Source organism: Ruegeria sp. CDSB136, assembly GCF_059610965.1.
Genome location: NZ_JBXWOP010000003.1, coordinates 67,330 through 91,112 on the forward strand (window position 1 = coordinate 67,330; position 23,783 = coordinate 91,112).

Annotated in this window: 21 protein-coding genes; 17 read left to right on the forward strand and 4 right to left on the reverse strand. The window is 58.5% G+C overall.

What is annotated here, in order from left to right; all coding sequences use genetic code 11:
* The first annotated feature begins 15 nt into the window (after window positions 1–15).
* Window positions 16–1,206, forward strand: a complete 1,191-nt coding sequence (gene metZ, locus AC2FIR_RS04440) for an O-succinylhomoserine sulfhydrylase (protein WP_496744528.1) — start codon at window positions 16–18, stop codon at window positions 1,204–1,206.
* 45 nt (window positions 1,207–1,251) lie between these two features.
* Here metZ and AC2FIR_RS04445 read toward each other — a convergent pair whose 3' ends face one another.
* Window positions 1,252–2,049, reverse strand: coding sequence for a HalD/BesD family halogenase (locus AC2FIR_RS04445; protein ID WP_496744530.1), 798 nt, complete (start codon window positions 2,047–2,049; stop codon window positions 1,252–1,254).
* 257 nt (window positions 2,050–2,306) lie between these two features.
* Between AC2FIR_RS04445 and folE2 the strand changes: the two genes are divergently transcribed.
* The 4 genes from folE2 to AC2FIR_RS04465 all read left to right on the forward strand — a co-directional run bounded on the left by folE2 (window position 2,307) and on the right by AC2FIR_RS04465 (window position 7,427).
* Window positions 2,307–3,410, forward strand: coding sequence for a GTP cyclohydrolase FolE2 (gene folE2, locus AC2FIR_RS04450; RefSeq protein ID WP_480914782.1), 1,104 nt, complete (start codon window positions 2,307–2,309; stop codon window positions 3,408–3,410).
* A gap of 275 nt (window positions 3,411–3,685) precedes the next feature.
* Window positions 3,686–4,354 carry a hypothetical protein gene (locus tag AC2FIR_RS04455; RefSeq protein WP_480914780.1) on the forward strand — a complete coding sequence of 223 codons (669 nt, stop codon included), beginning with the start codon at window positions 3,686–3,688 and terminating at the stop codon, window positions 4,352–4,354.
* A gap of 50 nt (window positions 4,355–4,404) precedes the next feature.
* Window positions 4,405–5,853, forward strand: coding sequence for a TrkH family potassium uptake protein (locus AC2FIR_RS04460; protein WP_170616471.1), 1,449 nt, complete (start codon window positions 4,405–4,407; stop codon window positions 5,851–5,853).
* A complete protein-coding gene (locus tag AC2FIR_RS04465; RefSeq protein WP_496744533.1) occupies window positions 5,853–7,427 on the forward strand; it encodes a thiamine pyrophosphate-binding protein in 1,575 nt (524 codons plus the stop codon). The genes AC2FIR_RS04460 and AC2FIR_RS04465 overlap by 1 nt, the downstream gene beginning before the upstream one ends.
* 65 nt (window positions 7,428–7,492) lie before the next feature.
* Here AC2FIR_RS04465 and AC2FIR_RS04470 read toward each other — a convergent pair whose 3' ends face one another.
* Window positions 7,493–9,232, reverse strand: coding sequence for a serine protease (locus AC2FIR_RS04470; protein WP_496744535.1), 1,740 nt, complete (start codon window positions 9,230–9,232; stop codon window positions 7,493–7,495).
* Between the two features lie 205 nt (window positions 9,233–9,437).
* Between AC2FIR_RS04470 and AC2FIR_RS04475 the strand changes: the two genes are divergently transcribed.
* A complete protein-coding gene (locus AC2FIR_RS04475; protein WP_496744536.1) occupies window positions 9,438–10,367 on the forward strand; it encodes a glycine--tRNA ligase subunit alpha in 930 nt (309 codons plus the stop codon).
* 8 nt (window positions 10,368–10,375) lie between these two features.
* Here the strand turns inward: AC2FIR_RS04475 and AC2FIR_RS04480 are convergent, their stop codons facing one another.
* Window positions 10,376–11,008 carry a MarC family protein gene (locus tag AC2FIR_RS04480; protein WP_170616463.1) on the reverse strand — a complete coding sequence of 211 codons (633 nt, stop codon included), beginning with the start codon at window positions 11,006–11,008 and terminating at the stop codon, window positions 10,376–10,378.
* A 71-nt stretch (window positions 11,009–11,079) separates the two neighbouring features.
* On the opposite strand from AC2FIR_RS04480, the gene AC2FIR_RS04485 reads away from it, so the two are divergent.
* The 8 genes from AC2FIR_RS04485 to glmM all read left to right on the forward strand — a co-directional run bounded on the left by AC2FIR_RS04485 (window position 11,080) and on the right by glmM (window position 22,001).
* Window positions 11,080–11,625: a DUF6446 family protein gene (locus AC2FIR_RS04485; protein WP_496744538.1), complete on the forward strand. Its 546-nt coding sequence runs from the start codon at window positions 11,080–11,082 to the stop codon at window positions 11,623–11,625.
* 10 nt (window positions 11,626–11,635) lie between these two features.
* The gene (gltS, locus tag AC2FIR_RS04490) at window positions 11,636–12,847 is read left to right on the forward strand and encodes a sodium/glutamate symporter (protein WP_496744540.1); all 1,212 of its coding nucleotides are present in this window, start codon (window positions 11,636–11,638) and stop codon (window positions 12,845–12,847) included.
* 9 nt (window positions 12,848–12,856) lie between these two features.
* Window positions 12,857–15,076 carry a glycine--tRNA ligase subunit beta gene (gene glyS / locus AC2FIR_RS04495; protein ID WP_321253625.1) on the forward strand — a complete coding sequence of 740 codons (2,220 nt, stop codon included), beginning with the start codon at window positions 12,857–12,859 and terminating at the stop codon, window positions 15,074–15,076.
* A 43-nt stretch (window positions 15,077–15,119) separates the two neighbouring features.
* Window positions 15,120–17,681: a putative PEP-binding protein gene (locus AC2FIR_RS04500; protein ID WP_321253623.1), complete on the forward strand. Its 2,562-nt coding sequence runs from the start codon at window positions 15,120–15,122 to the stop codon at window positions 17,679–17,681.
* Between the two features lie 186 nt (window positions 17,682–17,867).
* Window positions 17,868–18,509 carry a cell wall hydrolase gene (locus AC2FIR_RS04505; protein ID WP_170619755.1) on the forward strand — a complete coding sequence of 214 codons (642 nt, stop codon included), beginning with the start codon at window positions 17,868–17,870 and terminating at the stop codon, window positions 18,507–18,509.
* 196 nt (window positions 18,510–18,705) lie between these two features.
* A complete protein-coding gene (locus AC2FIR_RS04510) occupies window positions 18,706–19,626 on the forward strand; it encodes a dihydroneopterin aldolase (RefSeq protein ID WP_480891302.1) in 921 nt (306 codons plus the stop codon).
* On the forward strand, window positions 19,623–20,621 hold the full coding sequence (gene folP / locus AC2FIR_RS04515) for a dihydropteroate synthase (protein WP_496744543.1): 999 nt from the start codon (window positions 19,623–19,625) through the stop codon (window positions 20,619–20,621). Before AC2FIR_RS04510 ends, folP begins: the two co-directional genes overlap by 4 nt.
* A 36-nt stretch (window positions 20,622–20,657) precedes the next feature.
* The gene (gene glmM / locus AC2FIR_RS04520; RefSeq protein WP_496744545.1) at window positions 20,658–22,001 is read left to right on the forward strand and encodes a phosphoglucosamine mutase; all 1,344 of its coding nucleotides are present in this window, start codon (window positions 20,658–20,660) and stop codon (window positions 21,999–22,001) included.
* Here glmM and AC2FIR_RS04525 read toward each other — a convergent pair.
* Window positions 21,998–22,900: a DMT family transporter gene (locus tag AC2FIR_RS04525; protein WP_496761968.1), complete on the reverse strand. Its 903-nt coding sequence runs from the start codon at window positions 22,898–22,900 to the stop codon at window positions 21,998–22,000. The genes glmM and AC2FIR_RS04525 overlap by 4 nt on opposite strands.
* A gap of 79 nt (window positions 22,901–22,979) precedes the next feature.
* On the opposite strand from AC2FIR_RS04525, the gene AC2FIR_RS04530 reads away from it, so the two are divergent.
* Genes AC2FIR_RS04530 through AC2FIR_RS04540 form a run of 3 tightly spaced genes read left to right on the forward strand, consistent with a single transcriptional unit; the run spans window position 22,980 to window position 23,742 of the window.
* Window positions 22,980–23,294 carry an ArsR/SmtB family transcription factor gene (locus tag AC2FIR_RS04530; RefSeq protein WP_496744549.1) on the forward strand — a complete coding sequence of 105 codons (315 nt, stop codon included), beginning with the start codon at window positions 22,980–22,982 and terminating at the stop codon, window positions 23,292–23,294.
* A complete protein-coding gene (locus AC2FIR_RS04535) occupies window positions 23,287–23,433 on the forward strand; it encodes a hypothetical protein (RefSeq protein WP_496744551.1) in 147 nt (48 codons plus the stop codon). Before AC2FIR_RS04530 ends, AC2FIR_RS04535 begins: the two co-directional genes overlap by 8 nt.
* A complete protein-coding gene (locus tag AC2FIR_RS04540; protein WP_496744724.1) occupies window positions 23,434–23,742 on the forward strand; it encodes an SRPBCC domain-containing protein in 309 nt (102 codons plus the stop codon).
* Window positions 23,743–23,783: the final 41 nt, after the last annotated feature.

Genomic DNA, 23,783 nt, shown 5'->3' on the forward strand with positions numbered 1-23,783 from the left:
GCGGAAAGGAAAAAGATGAGCGAGACCTGGAACAAACGCACTCAAGCCGTTCATAGCGGTATTCGCCGCAGCCAGTATAACGAGGTCAGCGAAGCGATCTTTCTGACGCAGGGTTTCGTCTATGACACTGCCGAGCAGGCCGAGGCACGATTCATCGAATCCGGCCCGGATGAGTTCATCTATGCCCGCTATGGCAACCCAACTGTGGCGATGTTTGAACAGCGCATCGCCGCTTTGGAAGGCGGTGAAGATGCGTTTGCCACCGCTTCCGGCATGGCGGCCGTGAACGGCGCGCTGACGTCGATGCTGCAGGCCGGTGACCATGTTGTTTCGGCCAAGGCGTTGTTTGGCTCCTGTCTGTATATTCTTGAAAACATCCTGACGCGGTATGGCGTTGAGGTGACGTTTGTGGACGGAACCGATCTGGCCGCATGGGAGGCTGCGATCCGGCCGGACACCAAGGCTGTTTTCTTTGAATCCATGTCGAACCCCACGCTTGAGGTCATTGATATTGCCGCAGTGTCCCGGCTTGCTCATGCGGTCGGTGCCGTGGTTGTCGTCGACAATGTGTTCTCGACCCCGGTCTTCTCGCGCGCGATCGAGCAAGGTGCCGACGTGGTTGTGTATTCAGCCACCAAACACATAGACGGGCAGGGGCGTGCTCTGGGTGGTGTGATCATCGGCACTAAGGAATTTATCCGTGGCACGGTCGAGCCGTATCTCAAGCATACAGGCGGCGCGCTGAGCCCGTTCAACGCCTGGATCATGCTGAAAGGGCTGGAAACGATGTCCTTGCGCGTAAACGCGCAGGCCGAGACGGCGCAGACAGTTGCGGAAGCGCTTGAAGGGCATCCTGCTCTGGTTCGCACGTTGTATCCGGGGCTGAAAACCCATGCGCAAAACGCGCTTGTTCAGGATCAGTTGGGCGGCAAGGGCGGAACGGTTCTGTCTTTGGATATCAAAGGCGGAAAAGAAGCAGCCTTTGCATTCCTGAATGCCATGACCATTCCGGTGATCTCGAACAATCTGGGTGATGCGAAGTCGATCGCGACACACCCCGCCACAACCACGCACCAGCGCCTGAGTGAGAAGCAGCGGGATGAGTTGGGCATCACGCCGGGCCTGATCCGCCTTTCAATCGGGCTGGAAGACCCGACAGATCTTCTGGCGGACATTCAACAGGCACTTGCGGCATCGCAAAAGTAGACAGATGCACCCTGTGGCTTGCAGTCGCCGCAGGGTGCACGTGCCTCAGGCCCGTCCGTAGAAACCCATCCGCTCGGTATCCGAAAACGTGACACCGGGATTTTCGTAATAGGAAAACACGGCAATTATTCGTGGCTTGCTTCCTGCTACGGGTGTCACCCGATGGGCGGTGTTCTTGCCCTTGAACACGTTCAGGGTTCCGGGGCTCAGGGAAATAACCCGACTGTTTTCATCGTTGCCGCTCAGCAGTTTTGCAACGCCGTCATAGTTCGGGTCGGTTTCACTGCGCAGGTCTTTCCGGTACTCAAAAGCGCCACCCTGATCCGGTGCCTGCAACAGCATCGTTGTGGTGAACTCTGACCGGTCAAAATGCCAGTTCAGGGCCTGACCCTCACGATAGGACATGACGTTCACCCGGGCCAGAGGGTCGTCCATCACGTGCAGTACCGACTTGTTCATCGTTGCGGCCAGAAAATGCGCGAATTCTGGCCATTCGTACAGCCTTAGCAGGGCGGTACCCTGAATCTGATCGGCGCAAAGCGTCCGGTTGGACGTATCGAATTCCTGCAGCGCGGGGTGATCTTCGGGCAATTCCTCAATCTTCTTGAAATAGATATTGTGGCGGCGCTGATGCAGGAAGGCGTCGGTATCAAAGCGTGGTATCATTTCTGACACTGTGAACTCGGCGACCTCCGGGCGCAGCAATCCTTCGAGATTGAACAACCCTTGCTGTGCAAGCTCCTGACTACAGGTCTCGACAAGGCTTTGCCACGCTTCGCTGCCGGGCTGGTCCAGCGGGAATCGCTCCAGATCGAGTATGTCGCGCATAACGGCCTCGTTCATCAGTGGTCTTGGACGTTTTTACGGACAACCTGTGACTTCGCCACTCGCAATGCTATCCTGTTTGCGACAGGCCCCTGCGGCCGAGCAAGGGGCAAGTTGTCCAAAACGAGGCATCAAATCCTCGCCGCGTTTCGCTGAATATAGACGGTTTCACGCAGATTTATTCAATCCGGTCTGGTATCCGGTGAGTATTAGAGGGGACTGGAAATGAACAGAAACCTGCTATATTCCTGCGTCGACACAAGGAAACCCTGCGTATGAACGTATATCCCCGTGACCTGGACAATACTCCCGACCGTGACGAAGCCGAGGCGGCCTTTAACGTCTTGCGGCGATGGGCGTCATCCGCGACCGAAGCGGAAATCAGCCAGCTTGACCCGTCGATTGCACGTCTGATCCCGGGGCTTGTGCCGGTCAATTATCCGTCTCTTTCGCGGGAATACCCCGAGGATTTCAAGGTTTGTGAGGCGTACAAAGCCTCTCTGCCCGATCTGCAGAACGGTCCGTCCAGCCTGATCCGGGGTGCCAAACAGCGGATTCAGCATGTGGGAATCTCGAATTTCCGCCTGCCGATTCGCTTTCATCGCAAGAAGGGTCAGGACCTGACGCTAGAGACATCGGTGACAGGTTCGGTAAGCCTTGAGGCCGAGAAAAAGGGCATCAACATGTCCCGGATCATGCGGTCATTCTACAAATACGCCGAGAGCACGTTCAGCTTTGAGGTGATGGAAGCCGCGCTCAACGACTATATGACCGATTTGGACAGTCTGGATGCGCGCATCCAGATGCGGTTTTCATATCCGGTTATTGTGGAAAGCCTGCGTTCGGGCCTGTCCGGCTACCAGTATTATGACATCGCGCTGGAACTGGTTGATCGGGGCGGGGAACGCCTAAAGATCATGCATCTTGACTACGTCTATTCCTCGACCTGCCCATGTTCGCTGGAATTGAGCGAGCACGCCCGGTCCACGCGCGGACAACTGGCGACACCGCATTCGCAGCGGTCTGTCGCTCGCATTTCAGTTGTCGTCGATTGTGACGCGGATTGCCTGTGGTTCGAGGATCTGATCACCCTGTGCCGCCGCGCGGTTCCGACCGAGACGCAGGTCATGGTCAAGCGCGAAGATGAGCAGGCGTTTGCCGAACTGAACGCCGCCAACCCGATTTTTGTCGAGGACGCCGCTCGGTTGTTCTGTGCCGAACTGCTTGCGGACCATCACATCGGTGATTTCCGGGTAGTTGCCAGCCATCAGGAAAGCCTGCACAGCCACGACGCGGTGTCCATTCTGACAGAAGGGCCGACCTTTGCGGCGGCCAGTCTGGATCCCCGGCTGTTCACCACATTGTTCCACGTCGGTTGATCTGCCTGATTTAAGGGCAGTTTTCCGAAAATAGGGTGCGTCTTGGCGATTTATTGCCGCACCGCAGCAAAAATTCTGCACAAGCACAAATATTTGGGTAGTCTGCAAGACAATGCAGATGCAGCATGATCGCACCAGGTGGTGCGACACCTTAAAGGATGCCGGGACGTGCAACGCCTTGGATTGCAAATTCGGTCTGCCGCCCAAAGGGCCCGAACCGGGGAACCCCCTTTGCTTTGTCTCTGCCTGCATCGCTTTCAGAGGAGAATTAGTAGATGAACCCGATTTCCGGACCATTGGAACTTCAGGCTGCGGCCGTGCGTGTGGCTGGCTATGCCATGGTCAATCAGATGAAGATCATGCAAATCATGACCCGCTCTGCGATCGAGTTGCCTTTAGTACCCTTGCAGGCACTACGTGCGGCAGCGTCTGAGTCCTCTGCGGTGGAACCTGCTAAGGAAGCAGTCCGCGCAAAGCCAGCGGTAAAACCCAAGATCCGGGCAAAACGTAAAGCGCAGGTAACGCCAAAGGCACCTGTTGTCAGAGCGTCGTCTGTCACGCCCAAACCGGTGGCAAAGAAAGTGGAACCTAAAACAGCGCCGGTCGCCAACGCTGCCACGCCGAAACCGGCCAGTGCAAAACCGTCCGCTACTGTGGCCAAGGCGCCGACGCCCAAAAAGCCAGCGGTCAAGCCGGAAGCGGCAGCAAAGCCTGAAACCGTCAAAGTGGCGGCACCCAAGTCTCAGGCAGGCAAGACGGCCGAAATAGTGACAACCAAACTGCCGGACGACAAGCCAAAGCCTGTCGCGCGTCAAGCAAGCAAGGCATCCGAGGCACCAGCGGCGGCAAAACCTAAAACCGCCGCCGAACAGCCGGTGCGGCGCACCCGGGCACCTTCCAAACCGCCCGCGATGCCAGTTCAGGCACCAAAATCGGACAGTTGATCCCGACATCCGCTTGACACAGTCGTGCAGGCGCGCCAACGCTGCGCCTCATGACGGATATGCGCCCGGTTGGATATGTGATTGGCCTGTTGGTCGCCATTCTAGGGGCGACCATGCTGCTGCCGTTGCTTGCTGACCTGATCGAAGGGCGGGGCGAATGGAATGTGTTTCTGGAAAGCGCCGTCATTACCGTTATGACCGGCGTGGTCCTGGCCATGAGCTGTTCGAACGGTGTGGGCGAGGGGCTGACAATCCGCCAGACCTTTCTGCTGACAACCGGCGTGTGGGTTGCCCTGCCGGTGTTTGGCGCCATTCCGTTCATGTTCGGCGAAACCGAACTGCGTTTCGTTGACGCCTATTTCGAGGCCATGTCCGGCCTGACAACGACAGGGTCCACGGTTCTATCGGGTCTGGACGGCATGCCCACTGGATTGCTGCTGTGGCGCGGAATCCTGCAATGGTTGGGCGGGATCGGAATCATCGTGGTTGCGATGGTGTTCCTGCCCGAACTGCGCGTCGGGGGGATGCAGATCTTCCGCTCGGAAGGCTTTGAGACCATGGGAAAGATTCTGCCGCGCGCGCAAGAGATCGCCGGGCAGATTTCCATGATCTATGTTGTACTGACTCTGATTTGTGCCCTGGTCTATGCAGCCTTCGGGATGAGTTTTTTCGACGCCGCCGTGCATTCGATGACGACCATCGCGACCGGAGGATTTGCCAACTATGACAGCTCATTCGCCGTATTCTCGGGTCCGACGGAGTATGCCGCTGCCGTTTTCATGATCCTGGCTGCACTGCCATTCGTGCGGTATGTGCAACTGGCCAATGGCAACACCGGTTCGCTTTGGCAAGACAGCCAGATTCGCGCCTTTCTGGCGACCATTGCGGTGTTGGTTGTTGTCATGACCGTCTTTCTGACGACTGTGTTCCCGCACCATTGGGAAAGAGCCTTGCGGGAATCGCTGTTCAACATAACCTCGATCATTTCCGGCACGGGTTATGCCAGCGTAGACTACATGGGTTGGGGCAACTTTCCGATTATGCTGTTCTTTCTGATCGGTCTGATCGGTGGCTGCGCGGGCTCTACGGCCTGTTCGATCAAGGTATTCCGGTATCAGCTTTTGTTCGCGTCGATCAAAACCCAGATCAGCCGCATTCGTTCGCCACACGGCGTGTTCACACCGCAATATGACGGCCGCCCCATCAGCCGAGATGTTTTGACCTCGGTCATGAGCTTCTTCATGTTCTTCGTGCTGACGATGGGTGTGCTGTCCTGGGCGCTGGCTCTGACCGGGTTGGATTTCATTACATCCGTGTCCGGTGCTGCAACCGCACTTGCCAATGTCGGACCCGGCCTCGGCAATCAGATCGGACCGGCCGGCAATTTCGCGGGGTTGAGCGATACGGCGAAATGGCTGCTGATCACGGGTATGCTGGTCGGTCGGCTTGAACTGCTGGCGGTTTACGCGATCTTCACCGTTCAATTCTGGAGAAGTTGATGAAAAGAACCCTTGGTGCGCAGATCTCGCATATGCTCAGGGACCATGGCGTAGATGTGATCTTTGGCATTCCGGGCGTACATAACCAGGAAATGTATCGCGGTATCGAAGAGGCGGGCATCAAGCACGTGCTGGCGCGGCACGAGCAGGGGGCGGGCTTTATGGCCGACGGCTATGCTCGTGCTACCGGGAAACCGGGCGTGGCTTATGTGATTTCCGGACCAGGGTTGTGCAATATCATGACACCGATGGGGCAGGCTTATTCCGATTCCGTCCCGATGCTGGTCCTGTCCTCCTGTCTGGATGAGGTAAATGCCCAGCGGGGCCAGCTGCATCAAATGAAGGATCAGCGGGCCGCCGCAGAAACCGTGGCGGATTGGTCCTGCCTGGCCAACACCGCCGACGCGGCCTTTGGCCTGGTCGAACGCGCGTTCGAAGAGTTTGAGCTGAAGCGCCCCCGCCCCAAACACATTCAGGTGCCGATCGCACAGCTTGAGGCTGAGGCTGACCCGGCGCCGTTCCCGAATCAGCCCGGGCTCAGAACAAAAGTGCTGCCACCTGATATCGCGCCGGTCCTGTCGATGCTGTATATCTCGCGCCGCCCCCTGTTCATTCTGGGCGGAGGGGCGCATTCAAATCTGTGGCGGCAGATATTGACGCAACTGGGGGCGGCATGCTTCACAACTTTTGCGGGGCGGGGCATGGCTGGCACCGGTTACGCTCTGGATTTCGGGGCGATGCTGACACGACCGGGCAGCGCCGATGTGATTGCGTCAGCGGATCTGGTTGTCGCCGTTGGGGCGGAACTGGGGGAAGTAGATCTCTGGCGCGACAAACTTGGGCACACATCGCAACTGATCCGCGTCGATCTGGACCCCGAGGTTCTGTCAGACCGGCATCGTGCAGCGATCAAGCTGCAGGCGGATGGTGAAAGCTTTGCGAAAACGCTTTGGGCGGTGTTGGATAAGGTGAAACCGGCAACTGGTTGGACTGCCGAGGAGGTGGCCAGTGCCCGTACCAAGTGGCGGGCCGAAATCGACGCCGAACGCCCCGGGATCGCCGTAGCGATTGATGTGATGCGCGCGGCTTTGCCTGCAGACACGATGATTTACTCGGATATGACGCAGTTTGCCTATGTCGCAAAGGAACTCTGGGACATGGCCTATCCGTATCACTGGCATCACCCGACCGGGTTCGGCACGTTGGGATATGCGTTGCCTGCGGGCATTGGCGGCGCGATTGCCCGACGCGGCAAGCCCACGGCCGTGATCGCCGGGGACTATGGGGTCCAGTACACGATGCAGGAATTGGGCGTGGCGGTCGAACTGGGTTTGTCCCTGCCAATCATTCTGTGGGACAATGGCAAGCTGAAGGAAATTGAAGACAGCATGGTGCGCAGCCAGATTGCGCCGAATGCCGTTGAGGCTCGCAATCCAGATTTCTGCAAGCTGGCCGAAGCATTTGGCGCGTTGTCGTCCCAACCCAACTCGGGGGTCGGCCTGCAATCCGCCATCCGTGCGGCGTTTGATGTGCCGGTACCCACGCTGATCCGCGTCACACCGGACATATTCTGAAGCTTCGGAAAACAGATATGGCGCCGCCTGGTCTGGCGACGCCATTAGTGGAACCTAACGGTTTCTTAGTCCCAGCAGTGAACCAGAACAGTCATTCCGGTTGCGCGGCGGTTCAACTCGTTTGGTGAAATTTCACCGACTGCCTGCCCAGGCTGACCTGCAACACCGGCTTTATCCAGGACTGTACGCAGTCGATCAACCGAGGCGGCAAGACTGACCGAGTCGGGCAGGGTGCGACCGTCAGAGGCCTTAGGCAGAAGCATCCCGACCACGTTTCCGCTGTCGTCGAACACCGGACCGCCTGCATCGCCGGGCTGTGCGACCAGTGTAAGACGTTTTATTCCATCTTCGCCATTCAGGCCCCGCACATCGGCGACTTGACCGAAAGTCAGTGTTGGTGCACCCAATGCGCCCAGATAGGAAAAGCCAGATACGGCCACTTCGGATCGGATACGAGGCTCATCTGCGCTGAATTCGGCCACGCTCATGGGGGCAAGTGCCCGGCTTGGGCGCAACACGGCCACGCCTAGATCGGCATCGTCCCACGCCACCTGAACCTCCTGATCGTCGTCCAGGGTCATACGGGTGCAGTTGTTTGCCACTTCCGAAACCGTCAGAACCGTACCGTTGGCAGCGGCGAAGAAGCCCGAGCGGGACAAGCGCGGTTTACGCACCTGCAAGCCTGAAACCAGGTCGATCCGCTGTTCCGCATCCGCGCCGGCACCGGCGTCAAGGACCGCATCCCTTGTGGTAAAGCTGGCGTTGATGGAGGCCAGTACGCGTGCACGGCGCGCCTCGTCCCCTTCCGGCCAGACCAGGGTGAAGCCCTTGATCTTGCCATCCTTCAATGCGGCCTGCGTGTAGGATACAATCCCTTTCCCGCGGCCTTCCAGCGTGAAGCGATCGCCCCGCAGGGTGCGCGGGCCGTTCAGCGGAACAATTTCCAACGACTGCATCACCTCGTACAAAGCGCGCAACGTCGCTTTGTCACCTTCCTGGCTGATCAACAGCACCTGTGCATTTAGATCTGAGGTCGCATTGAAATGCGCAAACGGTGCTTCGTAGCGGTCAAAGGCCACAACACCCAGCGGCAAGTCCAGTTCAATACCGGCCTGCGGGTCTGCATAACGCTTCATGCCAACGCTGATCAGCGGTGCATTGTAGTCATCCATCAAGGCCTTGCGCTGCAGCGTCGTCAGAACGCCGGTGGTTTCAAACCCATTGAAGCGCTGCCATTCGGCCATGGAACGGCGTGTACCCTGACCAAATGCCCCGTCGATCGTCGAGTTATAGAAACCCTCCGACTGCAATGCTGACTGCAGGTCTTTGCGTTCCTGCGCAGTCAGCAGACGTTCGCCCTGCAGAGCTTGCGATCGGGTTTCATCGGCATCTTGCGGAACCGCTGCAGCTTGCGGCTGTTCTGTTTGCGCCTGGGTTTGAACCGGCGGCGTTACCGCGCCCCGATCCAGAACGTTCGCACCAACTGGCCAGAATTGCGGCCCCAGTGCGTTCGAAAAGGCAATGAAACTGTCCGACGGGATTTGACCCTCAGCCCGGTAAACCTGCAGAACCTGATCCGCATCTGATCGTAAATAGGGTCCTATTACAATGGCATACCAGCCGCTGTTAAGGCGAAACCCATTCACGTCGGGCAGGGTGTTTGCATAGATCTGCGCCCGATCCTGCGCCTCCTGCAAGGTCGGTTGTGCCTCGATCTGGACCCAGACACCCGTATCCTGTTGCGCAAAAACGGCGCGCACGCCAAGTAGAAAAAGAAATGCAATAGAATTGAATATGCGTGCCATTGTCCGCCTGTGTTTCGCAGAGTTTTTTCAGCCCAGAGAATACGCCAAATCGGCCTCGGAACGCCATGGCCAGATTACGGGGAATTTCCAGTGTGGCCGCACAGAGACATGACGAGCCCACTGGCCCGTTGACGCCCCCGGACCCCTTGCATAGGAAGGGCAAAACCGACCGGAAACGGACGCCGCGGCGTCCAGGGGAAATGTCATGACCGAACCGTCCAGCGCTCCACGTTCATTTCAGGAGATCATCCTGAGGCTTCAGACCTACTGGGCCACCAAAGGATGCGCCATTCTGCAGCCCTATGACATGGAAGTCGGAGCTGGCACGTTTCATCCTGCCACGACGCTCCGCTCGCTGGGGTCCAAACCCTGGGCTTCGGCCTATGTGCAGCCCTCGCGCCGTCCCACTGATGGTCGCTATGGCGAAAACCCGAACCGATTGCAGCACTATTATCAGTATCAAGTGCTGATCAAACCCAGCCCGCCCGATCTGCAGGAGTTGTATCTGGGCAGCCTCGAGGCGATCGGCATCGACATGGATTTGCACGACATCCGCTTTGTCGAAGATGACTGGGAAAGCCCAACTCTGGGCGCATGGGGTCTTGGCTGGGAAGTCTGGTGCGACGGGATGGAAGTCAGCCAGTTCACCTATTTCCAGCAGGTCGGCGGGCATGATTGCGTGCCGGTCTCGGGTGAACTGACCTATGGGCTCGAGCGTCTGGCGATGTATGTCCTGGGCATTGATCACGTGATGGACATGCCGTTCAATGACCCGCAATCGCCCAGCCCTTTGACCTATGGCGATATCTTCAAACAGACCGAAGAGGAATACGCCCGCTGGAACTTCGATGTGGCCAATACCGAGGTATTACTGCGTCACTTCGAAGAGGCCGAGGCAGAATGCGCCGCCATTCTGGCGCAGGAGCATGACGATCCCAAGACCGGGAAGCGTATCATCATGGCGCACCCTGCCTATGACCAGTGCATCAAGGCCTCGCACATCTTCAACCTGCTTGATGCCCGTGGCGTGATCTCGGTGACGGAGCGTCAGGCGTATATCGGGCGTGTGCGGGCGCTGGCCAAACAATGTGCGGATGCGTTTGTTCTGACCGGGGCCGCCGGTCACGCGGGCTGATGGGCCGGTCAGGCCAAACCGGGAAGCAATGCCTTCAGGCCATCCGCGATCATGCCGATTGCGATGGCCGACAGGATCATGCCCATGAACCGGCTCATGATCACGCGCGCGTTGTCAGACAGCCGCTTTGCCAGGGCCGTGGCGTTCCAGAACGTGATCAGAAGCAACAGCACGACCGCAAGAAAAACACATGTGTACACAATGGCTTCGGTCGGGCTTTTGATGCGATGAGCATACAGGATCAGGGTTGTAATCGTTCCGGGACCAACGAGAATGGGAAATGCAAGCGGGTAAAAAGCGACCGCTTCAAGCGTCGCATAGGATTGCTTTTCATCCTGCGTGCCGTGGTGCGAACTGCTTTCGTTACCGTTCAGCATGTTCAGCCCGAACATCAGAACAACAAGGCCCCCGGCAACGCGCAGGTCGTCGACGCTGATTCCAAAAAGACCCAAAACCTGACTGCCGATGACGGCAAACCCTCCACCCAGGATCAGGCAATAGACAGCAGTCTTGATCGCAACTTTTCGCTGGTCGGCGACGGACAGGCTCTGTGTGACGCTCAGGAACACCGGCAGGTTGGTGACCGGGTTCATGATCGCGAAAAGCGCGCCAAAAAAGCCGATGGCAAGGGTCGTTTCCATTCAGGGTGCCTCGATCAGTTCTGCAATCTGCGCGAGGTTGTCCTATTTTCAACGATGAATGAAGGGGCAGCATGAGCGAAAAAAGAAAAAGTTCGACCGGAAAGGTCCTTGTTGTCATTCTGTTGATGTGCGCGGCCATCGCGGGCATCAGCATGTATTATTTGCAGATTTACGGGTTCTACTATGATGTCGAAGCGAAACCGGGCAAGGATGTCGTTCTGACGGAAGTCAAAACGAACCAGCCGGTTGCTATCAAATACAGCGCATTTGAGGCGATTGACGCGGATAGTTCACCGATCCGATATCGCGCTTGTTTCGAAACAGAGCTGACATTGGAAGATTTGTCCGCAGCCTTCATGCCTGCCGACGATCCCGAACCGCTAACCGCGCCCGGTTGGTTTGACTGCTATGATGCCGTGGCCGTCGCCGATGCGCTGAAAACCGGACATGCGCGGGCGTATGTCGCCATTAAAAACGTCCATTTCGGGGTCGATCGCATTGTGGCCGTGACCGATGGCGGGCAGGGCTATGTCTGGCACAGGCTGAACAATTGCGGCGAGAAGGCTTATGACGGGACAGTTGTGGGCGAAGAATGTCCGCAGCGGCCACAGGAGTAAGAGGTTCATTTTGGTTGATACGGTCCAGATCCCCGATTTCCTGACAGCGACGCTGGGATTTGCGGTTTACCTGATCGGTGCCGAGATCAACGCCCGGGTCGCAACTCTGCGTCAGTTCAACATCCCCGAACCGGTAACAGGGGGGCTGCTGGCATCGCTCGTTGTGTTGCTGCTGTATTTGGTGGCGGGTCTTGAACTGTCCTTTGGTTTGGCGGCGCGGGACTTCCTTCTGGTGCTGTTCTTTGCCGGGATCGGATTGAATGCCCGATTGTCGGATCTGATTGCAGGCGGCAAGCCTTTGTTTTTGCTTCTTGTCCTAACTCTGATCACAATTGTCGCGCAAAACGCCATTGGCGCGGCTGGGGCTGTCGTGTTCGGCTACCCTATGCAATCCGGAGTATTGTTTGGCTCTGCGGCGCTGATCGGCGGTCACGGTACTGCAATCGCATGGGCCCCGGAAGTGGGCCGGGCCACCGGTCTGGAAGGCGCGACTGAACTTGGTGTGGCCGTGGCCACGCTGGGTCTTGTTTTAGCTGCGCTTGTTGGCGGCCCCGTCGCTCGGTTTCTGATCGAAGGGCGCAAGCTTAGCCCGGATCGGCCGGAAGAAGAGCATACCGTCGGTCTGCCGGACAATCCGGATGAAGCGAGCGCCGGAATAGATCACCTGACCGTAATGCGCGTTTTGCTTCATCTGAATCTGGCCATTATTCTTGGTTATGCACTCAGCGAAGTCATCACGGCAGCCGGGCTTAAACTGCCATTGTTCGTGCCCTGCCTGATCATGGGCATCGTGATCGCCAACGTCCGTTCAGCCATCGCGCCCTCAGCCCCCCCGGTTGCGCGAACGCCGTCGCTGGCGCTGATCTCCGAGTTCGCGTTGGGTGCCTTTTTGGCCATGTCACTGATGAGCCTGCAATTGTGGACCATTGCGGAACTTGGAATTGCCATCGCCGTAATAATGACCGCGCAAACCCTGTTTGCGGTGGTATTCGTTATCTGGGTGCTGTTTCCGATTATGGGTTCGAATTACCGCGCTGCGGTGCTGGCTGCCGGGTTCGGAGGTTTTGCGCTGGGTGCCACTCCGACCGCCATCGCAAATATGACCGCCGTGACCAAGCGATATGGGCCGTCGCCTATTGCCTTTATCGTGCTGCCCCTTGTATCCGCATTCTTTGTGGATGTCGCCAACGCCATCGTCATCCAGACGATCGTGAATTTCTAAGGACCGAAAATGCCCGACCTGCTGATCGAACTGTTTTCCGAGGAAATCCCCGCACGCATGCAGCGCCGTGCGGGTGAGGATCTGAAAAAGAAGGTGACAGATGGTCTGGTCGAGGCCGGTCTGACGTATGCCGGGGCCGCAGCAATGACAACTCCGCGCCGTCTGACACTGGCGGTCGAGGGGCTGCTGGCCGAAAGCCCCACTATCCGGGAAGAGCGTAAAGGCCCCAAGGTCGGCGCACCGGACAAAGCCATCGAAGGGTTTTTGCGCGGCGCTGGCCTGACCCGCGATCAGTTGGAAGAACGGGAAACGCCCAAAGGGGCGGTTTATTTCGCAACCATCAAAAAGTCGGGTCGCCCGGCTGCCGATATCGTGTCCGAGGTGCTTGAGGCCACCATCCGCAATTTCCCTTGGCCCAAATCGATGCGCTGGGGCAGTGGCCCGATGCGCTGGGTACGCCCTTTGCACTCGATCCTGTGTATCCTGACCGACGAGGCCGGAGCGCAGGTGGTTCCGCTTGAGGTCGAGGGGATCACCGCCGGGGACAGAACCGCCGGTCATCGCTTCATGGCGCCGGATCGTTTCTCGGTTTCGTCTTTCGAGGACTATTCGGCCAAGTTGAAGCGAGCCTTTGTTGTATTGTCTCCCGAGGAGCGCGCCGAACATATCTGGAATGACGCCCAGAACCTTGCCTTCGCTGCCGGTCTTGAAGTGGTCGAGGATAACGGGCTACTGGCCGAGGTCGCCGGTCTGGTCGAATGGCCGGTCGTTCTGATGGGCAAGATTGACAGTGAATTCCTGGATTTGCCACCCGAGGTTCTGCAAACCTCGATGAAGGAACACCAGAAGTTCTTTTCGGTCCGCAATCCCAAAACGGGTCGGATCGAACAGTTCATTACCGTTGCAAACCGTGAAACCGCTGACAACGGGGCAACCATTCTGGCCGGGAACCAGAAGGTTCTGTCGGCGCGTCTGGCAGACGCCAAGTTTTTCTGGGAGAACGACCTGCGCGTTGCCAAGTCGGACATCGCCCAGTGGACCCGTGCGCTGGAGAATGTGACCTTCCACAACAAACTGGGCACGCAGGCCGAACGGATCGACCGCATCGCAGCGCTGGCCCGCGAACTGGCCCCGGTGGCGGGGGCGGATGCGGATCAGGCCGAGAAAGCCGCGCGTCTGGCCAAGGCCGATCTGAATTCCGAGATGGTCTATGAATTCCCCGAACTTCAGGGGCTTATGGGCCGCTACTACGTCGCGGCCGCAGGCGAAGACGCGACCGTGGCCGCCGTGGCACAGGAGCACTACTCGCCGCTGGGTCCGTCGGATGACGTGCCGACCGCGCCGCTGTCGGTGACCGTAGCGCTTGCCGACAAGCTGGACACACTGACCGGGTTCTGGGCGATTGATGAAAAGCCGACCGGATCGAAAGACCCATTTGCCCTTCGCCGCGCGGCGTTGGGCGTTATTCGGCTGGTGCTGGATAACAATCTGCGTGTTCGGATGGACCGTTTCTTCGACAGCCAATTGGTTCGAGCGGAAAGTGCTATCAACGACGCGCTGCCGGAAGCGAATACACGCGTTCTATTGGAAAAAATCGCCGAGCACGGCGTATTTGGTGCGGCCTTTCAGACAGTCAAAGAAGGGCTTGAAGGATCACCAGCGGCGGCGTTTCTTGAGCTGGAGAAAAAGGTTCCAGACGCATCTGACGACCTCCTCTCCTTCTTCCATGACCGCCTCAAAGTCTTCCTGCGTGACGAGGGTATCCGCCACGACATCATCGACGCCTGTATCGCGATGGACGGCAATGACGACCTCAACCTGCTGGTCAAACGCGCCCGCGCGCTGAATGCGGTGATTGCGACCGAGGATGGAGAGAACCTCGTGCAGGGGTTCAAACGCGCCAACAACATCCTGACACAGGCCGAGGAGAAGGATGGCGTCGAATACTCCTATGGCGCCGACATAAAATTTGCGGAGACCGACAGCGAAAGGGCGCTGTTTGCTGCGCTGGATCAGGCGCAGGCCGAAATCGAACCTGCGCTGAAGGCCGAGGACTTTCCAAAGGCGATGGCTACCATGGCCGCGTTGCGCGGCCCGGTCGATGCGTTCTTTGACGAGGTTCAGGTGAATACCGACAATGATATTCTCCGCCGCAACCGTCTGAACCTGCTCAGCCAGATCCGCCGGGTTTGTCTGGGCGTCGCCGACCTCAGCAAGATCGAAGGCTGACCCAGAACTCACTTGCGCCAACAGTGTTTGCGCTTATGCTGCGGTGAAATCAAAAGGTGCCGCAGTGCAGAATAACCCGCATACAACGCTGATCACATCCGACGCGCCCGTCGCCGCCCATACCCATGGCGGCCGGGCGAAATGCCTGCAACGTCTGGTCCGGCTTGACCTGCCGGTCCCGCGCACGGTCGCCTTGTCATTCGATGCGGTCCACCGGATCGCCGAAGGTCATATCCCCGACATCGCCGCCATTCTGGAACAGTTCGAACCGACTGCATTGCTGTGTGTGCGTCCCAGCTCCGAGGACCCCGACTGGGGCGGGCCGGGCGCGGTTCTGAACATCGGCATGAACGACGCCCGCTTTGTTGACCTGTCCGACAAGATGGGAGCTGAAGCAGCGGCCGCACTGTATCTGCGTTTTGTCCAGAGTTATGCCATCCATGTCGCCCGGCTGGACCCTGACCTGTTTGATGATATCGATCTCACCGGTCGCGAGGGGTTGCGCCAGTCCTTGCGCGCTTACGAAGATGAAGCCGAAGAGGCCTTTCCGCAGGATCGGGGCGAGCAACTAATCGGTGTTCTGCGTTCGATGGCCCGAGCCTGGGATGGCACTTCCGCGCGTTTGCTGCGTCAGGCCAAGGGCGCGCCGGCCGATGCCGGCCTTGGCCTTGTCATTCAGGAAATGATACCGGGCGTCGGGCAGGGGGAATGCGGTTCCGGAGTTCTGCAGCTTGTGGATTCCACGACCGGGCTGCCGCAGATCACGGGCCGTTACCTGAGTCAAAGCCAGGGTCGGGACGCTTTGGGCGAAGACGTGGCGGCGCTGTATCTCGAAAAAGATCCGCGCGGACTGTCACTGGAGGAGCTGGCCCCCGATGCATTTAACGACCTGAAATCTCATGCCGCGCTGATGCGCGAAAAGCTGCGTGAGGAAATGCAGGTCGAATTCGTTATCGAAAACGGACACGTGCATATTCTGGACGGGGTACGCGTTCAGCGCAGTGCCCGCGCCGCGATGCGGATAGCCGTGCGTCTGGCCGAAGACGGTATTGTGCCGCCGCAGGACGCGGTGATGCGCGTTGATCCGCACTCATTGAACGAGCTGCTGCACCGGCAGGTACACCCCAAGGCAGAGCGGGACATCCTGACCACCGGGATCGCCGCCAGCCCGGGTGCGGCAACAGGCAAGATTGTTTTTACCTCCGCCGAGGCACAGGCCAGCGCCGCGCGGGGCGAGCCTTGCATTCTGGTACGGCGCGAAACTGCGCCCGAGGATGTGCGCGGCATGCATGCCGCAGTGGCCGTGCTGACGGAAAAGGGCGGCATGACCAGCCACGCAGCGGTGATCGGGCGTGGTCTGGGCCTGCCGTGTATCGTTGGCGCTTCGGAGATGCGGTTCCAGACAAAAAAGAAGCTGCTGACCGCTCCGGACGGGCGTGTTTTCCAAACCGGTGACGAACTGACAATTGATGGCAGTTCGGGTCAAGTTCTGGCCGGTCGGCCCGCAATGCTTGAGGCCGCGCTGGACGATTGTTTCCAGACACTGATGGGTTGGGCCGACGCCGAGCGCGATATTGCAATCCGCGCCAACGCAGACACGCCGGCGGACGCACAGACCGCGCGGAATTTCCAGGCGCAGGGCATCGGTTTGTGTCGGACCGAGCATATGTTCTTCGATCCCGGCCGGCTTATTGTCATGCGCGAGATGATATTTGCGCAGACCTCGTCGGGTCGTGCGGCTGTGCTGGAACGTTTGCTGCCGATGCAACGCGAAGATTTCGTACAGCTTTTCCGGATCATGGAAGGGCAACCTGTCTGCATCCGCCTGTTCGACCCGCCATTGCACGAGTTCCTTCCAACCACTCGTACAGGGCAACGTGAACTGGCCGAAGCACTTGATCTGCCGGTGTCGGATGTCGAGCGGCAGGTCAATGCGATGACTGAATACAACCCGATGCTGGGCTTGCGTGGCGTGCGTCTGGGGGTTACGGTGCCTGAAATCTATGACATGCAGGCGCGGGCCATCTTCGAGGCCACGATCGAAGCCAGTATGGATGGTGCGGCCGTCGTGCCCGAAGTCATGATTCCGCTGGTTTCCGCCCGGCGCGAGGTCGAGCTGGTGAAGTCCCGTATCGACTCCGTGGCTGCGGCTGTCGCCTCGGAAAAGGGGCAGGAATTCGAATACAGACTGGGCGTCATGGTGGAAACACCGCGTGCGTGCCTGCGTGCGGATGAGATCGCGCCACAGACCTCGTTCCTCAGCTTCGGAACAAACGACCTGACCCAGATGACCTATGGGCTGTCACGCGACGACGCGGGAAGGTTCATGTCCGCCTATGTGCGCCAGGGCGTGTTTGTCGAAGATCCGTTTCATGTACTGGACCGCGACGGCGTCGGCGAGCTGCTGAAACTCGGGGCTGAACGCGGGCGTGCCGCGCAGCCGGATGTCACGCTTTCGGTCTGCGGCGAACATGGCGGAAACCCCGAATCAATCTCGATTTGCCGCGATCTGGGTTTTGACTATGTGTCCTGTTCGCCCTTCCGGGTGCCTGTCGCTCGGCTGGCTGCCGCTCAACTGGCGATTTCGTCCAGACTTGGGGGTTGACAAGGGTCGCAAGCCCTAGGAATAGTGGTTTTGGAAGGACCTGTGGTCGAAAAAACTCGACCCCGCAGGCAATTTTCCTCTTGCATTTTTTTCAGATGTAGACCTTTCGCCCTCAGTGCGTTATGAGCCTCATCGCGCCCGCCGGGGGAGGGTATGGCGCGAGAAGTGCCTGTGCGAGGTTATCTGATGCTACGTTACATAATGGCTGTTGCCACTGTGGCAGCAACCGTGCTGCCGACTGTATCCTTCGCCGAGAAGGAAGAGACTCATTCCGCCAAGGCTGAGCTGGTGACTCGGAGTGAACTGCCGGGTCAGGTTTTTCGTGATTACCTGAAGCTATTTACGCCCCGAAAAGAAGCCAAACCGCTGGACGTATCCTATTCCAAGGAATGGTTGGACCAGCAGCCCAAGGCAACCGGCGATGAGCATTGGAAGTGTCTGGCCGAAGCGCTGTACTTCGAGGCACGCGGCGAAAGCGTCCGTGGTCAGTTTGCGGTGGCCGAGGTTATCTTGAACCGGGTTGAAAGCAGCCGCTTTCCGGATGATCTGTGCGGTGTCATCCAGCAGGGAACGGGCAAGAAGTACCAGTGTCAGTTCACCTACACCTGCGATGGCCGCAAAGAGGTCATTCACGAAAAGAAAGCCTATGAGCGTGTCGCTAAAGTTGCCCGCACGTCCATTGATGGGATTGCAGATCAACTGACCGAAGGGGCAACGCATTATCACACCAAAGCCGTACGCCCGTCTTGGTCGCGGGTGTACAAGGAAACCGCCCGGATCGGTGTGCACATCTTCTATCGTCACAATTACCGTACCGCGAGCAACTGACCTGCTTCCGATTGGTGACTAAGCACCGCGAATGCTGAACCGGCATTCGCACGCTCGGGTTTCGCAAGTTCTCGCCGGTGCAAATGGCCCAAGTGGCGCTTTAGGCGGTTGGAATGGCGTTTGTATGAATGTTATAGGCCTGCGCACCGCCTATGATAGGCAACCTGCACTGCCCGAGCCCGAAAAGGCCATACCCATGAGTTCTGAAATCCGCCTTGCCTTTGCGCACCCGTCCGAACGCTCGGAAGCGACAGCGTCCCGGGGTCCTCTGGACCGTATTTCACTGCGCGATCACATCGTCGAAGTGGAAATCGGCGCATTTCAGGCCGAGCGGGGAACAACGCAGCGCATCTGTTTCAACATCGTGGTCGAAGTGCGCCCGATCAGCGATCCGATTGATGATGATGTCGACCGGATTCTGTCCTACGACCGCGTCACAGAAGCCATTGCATTTGAACTGGCTGCTGAGCGGTTGAACCTTCTGGAAACTTTGGCGGACCGGATCGCCGAGCGTATCTTGCTTGAACCTCAGGCTGTAAGGGCTTTTGTCAGAATAGAAAAGCTGGACCGGGGTCCAGGTGCTTTGGGCGTCGAGATCGTTCGCGGCAAGGACACGGTCCATCATGACCTGATTGAAGAAGAGCGGCCGCATCCACGTCTGGTTTATTTGTCGAACGAGGCGATGCAGTCGAAAAATCTGACCGGTTGGATCGATCAGCTTGAAAGCCGTCAGCGCCCTCTGATCCTGTGTGTCGGGGCATCGGACCTGACAGTTCCGAAAACCGGTCATGCAATGACACAACGTCGGATCGACCTGTTGGCCATTGAACAAAATGCATGGGTATTGGCAGCGCGCGATCACCGGTGCGTGGTGGTTTCAACGCGGACAGAGCTGGATTGGGCCATGAAGAACGGCCAGATTTGTGTCTGGGCGCCGTCCAAGATCGTTCTGGATGCGGTGGATGGCCCGTCAGCGGCGCCGTCCGATTCGGTTGCGTTGGCAGCGTGGTTCGCGGCAACATTCGAAGCCAGCGAGATGTTGGTCATAGGCGGCGATCTTCCTGAGGCTCCCAAAACTCCCCTACGGGCGGTGCCGGTGGATCAGGCCAAACTGTGACTGCGTATTTTCGCCCTCTTGTACAGCACGGACCGACGCGCCCGGCCCATGCGGTGTCTCTGGCGGGGCAGGACCTGTGGTTTACCCATGCGGAAAAATTGACACGCGACGGCGACCCGATCTTGGTCGCCGTGAACGACATCCCGGAAGAAGTGATCAGCCACCTGACCCGCAAAAGGGCGGCAGTTGCAGGTCTGGACATGTCGGTCCCGCAGATAATGGGCATTTTGAACGCAACGCCCGACAGCTTCTCGGATGGAGGTCTGCTCAATTCGGTCGAAGCCGCTGTGACCGCAGCTAAATCCATGGTCACGCATGGCGCCAGCATTCTGGACATCGGTGGGGAATCCACCCGCCCGGGTGCCGCATATGTTCCGGAAGCTGAAGAGATCGAGCGGACGCGCCCGCTGATTTCCGCAATTTGCGCGGAAACGGATGCTTTGGTTTCAATCGATACGCGCAAAGCCAGCGTCGCCGAAGCCGCCTGGGCAGCCGGGGCAGGGCTGATCAACGACGTGTCAGGGTTTACCTTTGATCCGGATCTGGCCCCGTTTTGTGCTGGCGTCGCTGCCCCGGTTTGCGTCATGCACATGCAGGGTGATCCCGCGACGATGCAGGATGACCCGCAATATGATGACGTCCTGCTGGACGTATACGATTTCCTCAATGGACAGATCGAACATCTTGAGGGCCTTGGCCTGAACCGGAACCAGATCATTGCCGATCCGGGCATTGGGTTCGGTAAAACCGAAGCTCAGAACTTGACCCTGTTGCGGAACCTCAGCCTGTTTCACGGGTTGGGCTGCCCGATCCTGTTAGGCGTGTCGCGCAAGGGATTCATCGGTCAGATCGGCAAGGAACCGCGCAAGGATGCGCGTGCGCCAGGATCAATTGCTGTTGCGTTGGCCGGATTGTCGCAAGGTGTGCAGATCATTCGGGTCCATGATGTGGCCGAGACGGCTCAGGCCTTGCGCTTGTGGACTGCCGTCCGGTAATCCGGTCCCAAAGCTGGAATTTTGGAGAAAACGCCGATGCGCAAATTGTTCGGAACCGACGGGGTGCGGGGCACTGCCAACACGCATCCGATGACGGCGGAAATGGCTTTGCGCATTGGTGCGGCAGTCGGGCGATATTTCCGGCGCGACGCCTCCGGCGTGCACCGCGTGGTCATCGGCAAGGATACGCGCCTTTCGGGCTATATGCTGGAAAACGCGCTGACGGCAGGTTTGACTTCGACCGGTATGAACGTGTTGCTGCTGGGCCCGGTGCCAACGCCTGCGGTGGGTCTGATGACCCGGTCAATGCGCGCTGATCTGGGCGTGATGATTTCTGCCAGCCACAACCCGGCTGAAGACAATGGGATCAAGTTTTTTGGCCCCGACGGCTTCAAGCTGTCGGATCAGGCCGAAATGGATATCGAAGACCTGATTGAACAAGGCGTCCACCCCGCAAAGGCCCAGAATATTGGCAGGGCGCGTCGCGTGGATGATGCGCGGTTCCGCTATGGAGAGCGTGTGAAATCCTCGTTGCCACGTGAATTGCGGCTCGATGGTCTGAAAGTTGTGATCGACTGCGCCAATGGCGCTGCGCACCGCACCGCCCCGGAGGTTCTGTGGGAGTTAGGTGCCGAGGTCATTCCGATTGGCATCGCGCCCAACGGCAAGAACATCAACCTGAACTGCGGGTCGACCAAACCGCAAATGGCGGCGGAAACCGTAGTGGCCCACGGTGCCGATGTAGGGATTTGCCTGGACGGTGACGCAGACCGGGTCGTGATTGTCGATGAACAGGGGCAGGTCGCCGATGGCGATCAGTTGATGGCGCTGCTGGCCAGCAGCTGGGCCCGTGCTGATCGGCTGACCGGCGGGGCGTTGGTGGCAACGGTCATGTCCAACCTCGGGCTCGAGCGTCACCTGGCTGCGCGGGGGCTGCGACTAGAACGCACAGCGGTAGGCGACCGCTATGTTGTCGAACGCATGCGCGAAGGCGGATTCAATCTGGGCGGCGAGCAGTCGGGTCATATCGTGATGACAGACTACGCAACCACCGGGGACGGGCTGATGGCAGGGCTGCATTTCCTGGCGGAAATGGTTCGGGCTGGCCGCAGCGCCTCCGAGATCTCGCAGCAGTTTGAGAAAGTTCCGCAATTGCTGAAAAACGTCCGTTACAAAGTTGGCCAGCATCCCCTGGAAGCTCAGAACGTCAAGACGGCGATTGCCGATGCCGAAGCGCGATTGAACGGACAGGGGCGTTTGTTGATTCGCATGTCCGGGACTGAGCCGCTGATCCGTGTCATGGCCGAATGCGAAGATGATACCCTGTTGAATCAAGTCGTTGACGGCATCGTCTCCGAGGTCGAGGCGGCGGCAGGCTAGCGGCTGAAAAGCAGTTTCTGCAGGCTGAACCATTGGCTGATGGCCAGCCCCGTCAGGATCATTGCCAGCGCCAGATAGAACCGGAAAGGCAGCGCCTCGGACAGGATCCAGGCGCCAAACACCATTGACCAGATTGGAACCTGATAGTTCACCAGGGTCAGAAAAACGGATCCGGCGCTGCGTATGATGGAAACCCGCAGGAGCGTTGCAAAGGCAGTGGGGAACAGGCCCAGCACGATGATGGCAAGGCCGGGTCGGGTGCCTTCCCAGCGGGGTACACCTTCGTAAACCAACATGATCGGCAGCAACAGCACAGCACCGACCACAAGCGTCAGGGCGGCCAGGACAACCGGATCAACGGGCGGGCAGCGGCGGGTGAAGATCGAGGCCAGGGCGTAGGACAATGCCGCACCGACGCAGGCCAGTTGAGCCATGGGTTCAGCCCCCGACCCCAATTGTGCAAGACCTGGGCCGATCAGTATCAGTGCGCCGGTGAACCCAAGGGTTACACCGAAGAGTCCGCGCGCGTTCATCGGTTCATCGGAAAAGAAATGGGCAAGCGGCAATACCATCAACGGGATTGCGGCCATGGAAAGCCCGGCAAAGGCTGACGGAACAAATTGCTGTCCCCAGCTTAGCAGGACAAAGGGCAGGGCCGTCGACAGGATGCCGATGATTATGATCGACCACCAGAGTGCCGGGTTGCTAGTGGGAATTTTTCGGCCCGTCGCTGCCATCATCAACAGCAAAGTCAGTGCACCCAGTGTGGTTCGGGCGGTTGCCACGGTGATCGGGCCGTAACCTTCCAGGGCCATGGCAACGACCATGAAAGTGCCGCCCCAGATCAGGCCAAGCGTTACAACACCGCTCCAGTCGCGTGAATTGGGGCTCTCTATCATGGCTTCCCCTTATCTTGCGCATCAGGGGATGTCACGCCGCCATATTTGACAATCAGTAAGTTTTCACTTACGGTAAGTGATGGCTAACCAATATGTATTCTCTGCTTTAAGTGATCCCACCCGGCGACAATTGTTCGAAGCGATTGCAATCAAGCCGCAGGCAGTTGGGGAATTGGCTGAAAACATGTCTGTCAGTCGTCCTGCCGTGTCCCAGCATCTTCGGGTTCTAACCGATGCGGGCCTCGTGGTGTGCCGTGCCGAAGGGACCCGGCGGATATATGCTGCCCGCCCCGAGGGGCTTGCCGAGTTGCGGGATTGGCTGGATCGGTATTGGTCCGAAGTGCTGGAAGGTTATGCGGCCGAATTTAATGAGAAGGGACAGAACCATGACTGATCCCATCGTCAAAACGGTGATTGTAAATGCGACGCGTGAACAGGCATTTGATGTTTTTGTGAACCGGATTGCAAAATGGTGGCCGCTGCATGGCCATGCCGTGTCCGCCGCACACGGTAAACTGGCACTTGCTGTCTAGATCGAGCCGTTTGTAGGTGGCGCGATTTACGAAACCATGTTTGACGGCACACGTTCGGACTGGGGAGAGGTTCTGTCGTTTGCGCCCGGGCAAAAGGTGGAGTTTACCTGGCATCCCGGAACAGACGAAAAGCGTTCCACCCTGGTGACAGTCGAATTTGAAGGCCACGGGCCGGGGCAAACAAAGGTAGTCCTTACCCATTCCGGCTGGCAGGACTGGGCAACCGAAGCACCGGACAAACGCGGCAGTTACGACGGTGGCTGGGATTACGTTCTGGGCGAGTGCTATCGAAATGCGGTTGCAAACTGAAAAGGGCGGCCACCGGGCCGCCCTTGTGCTGACAGAAGCTA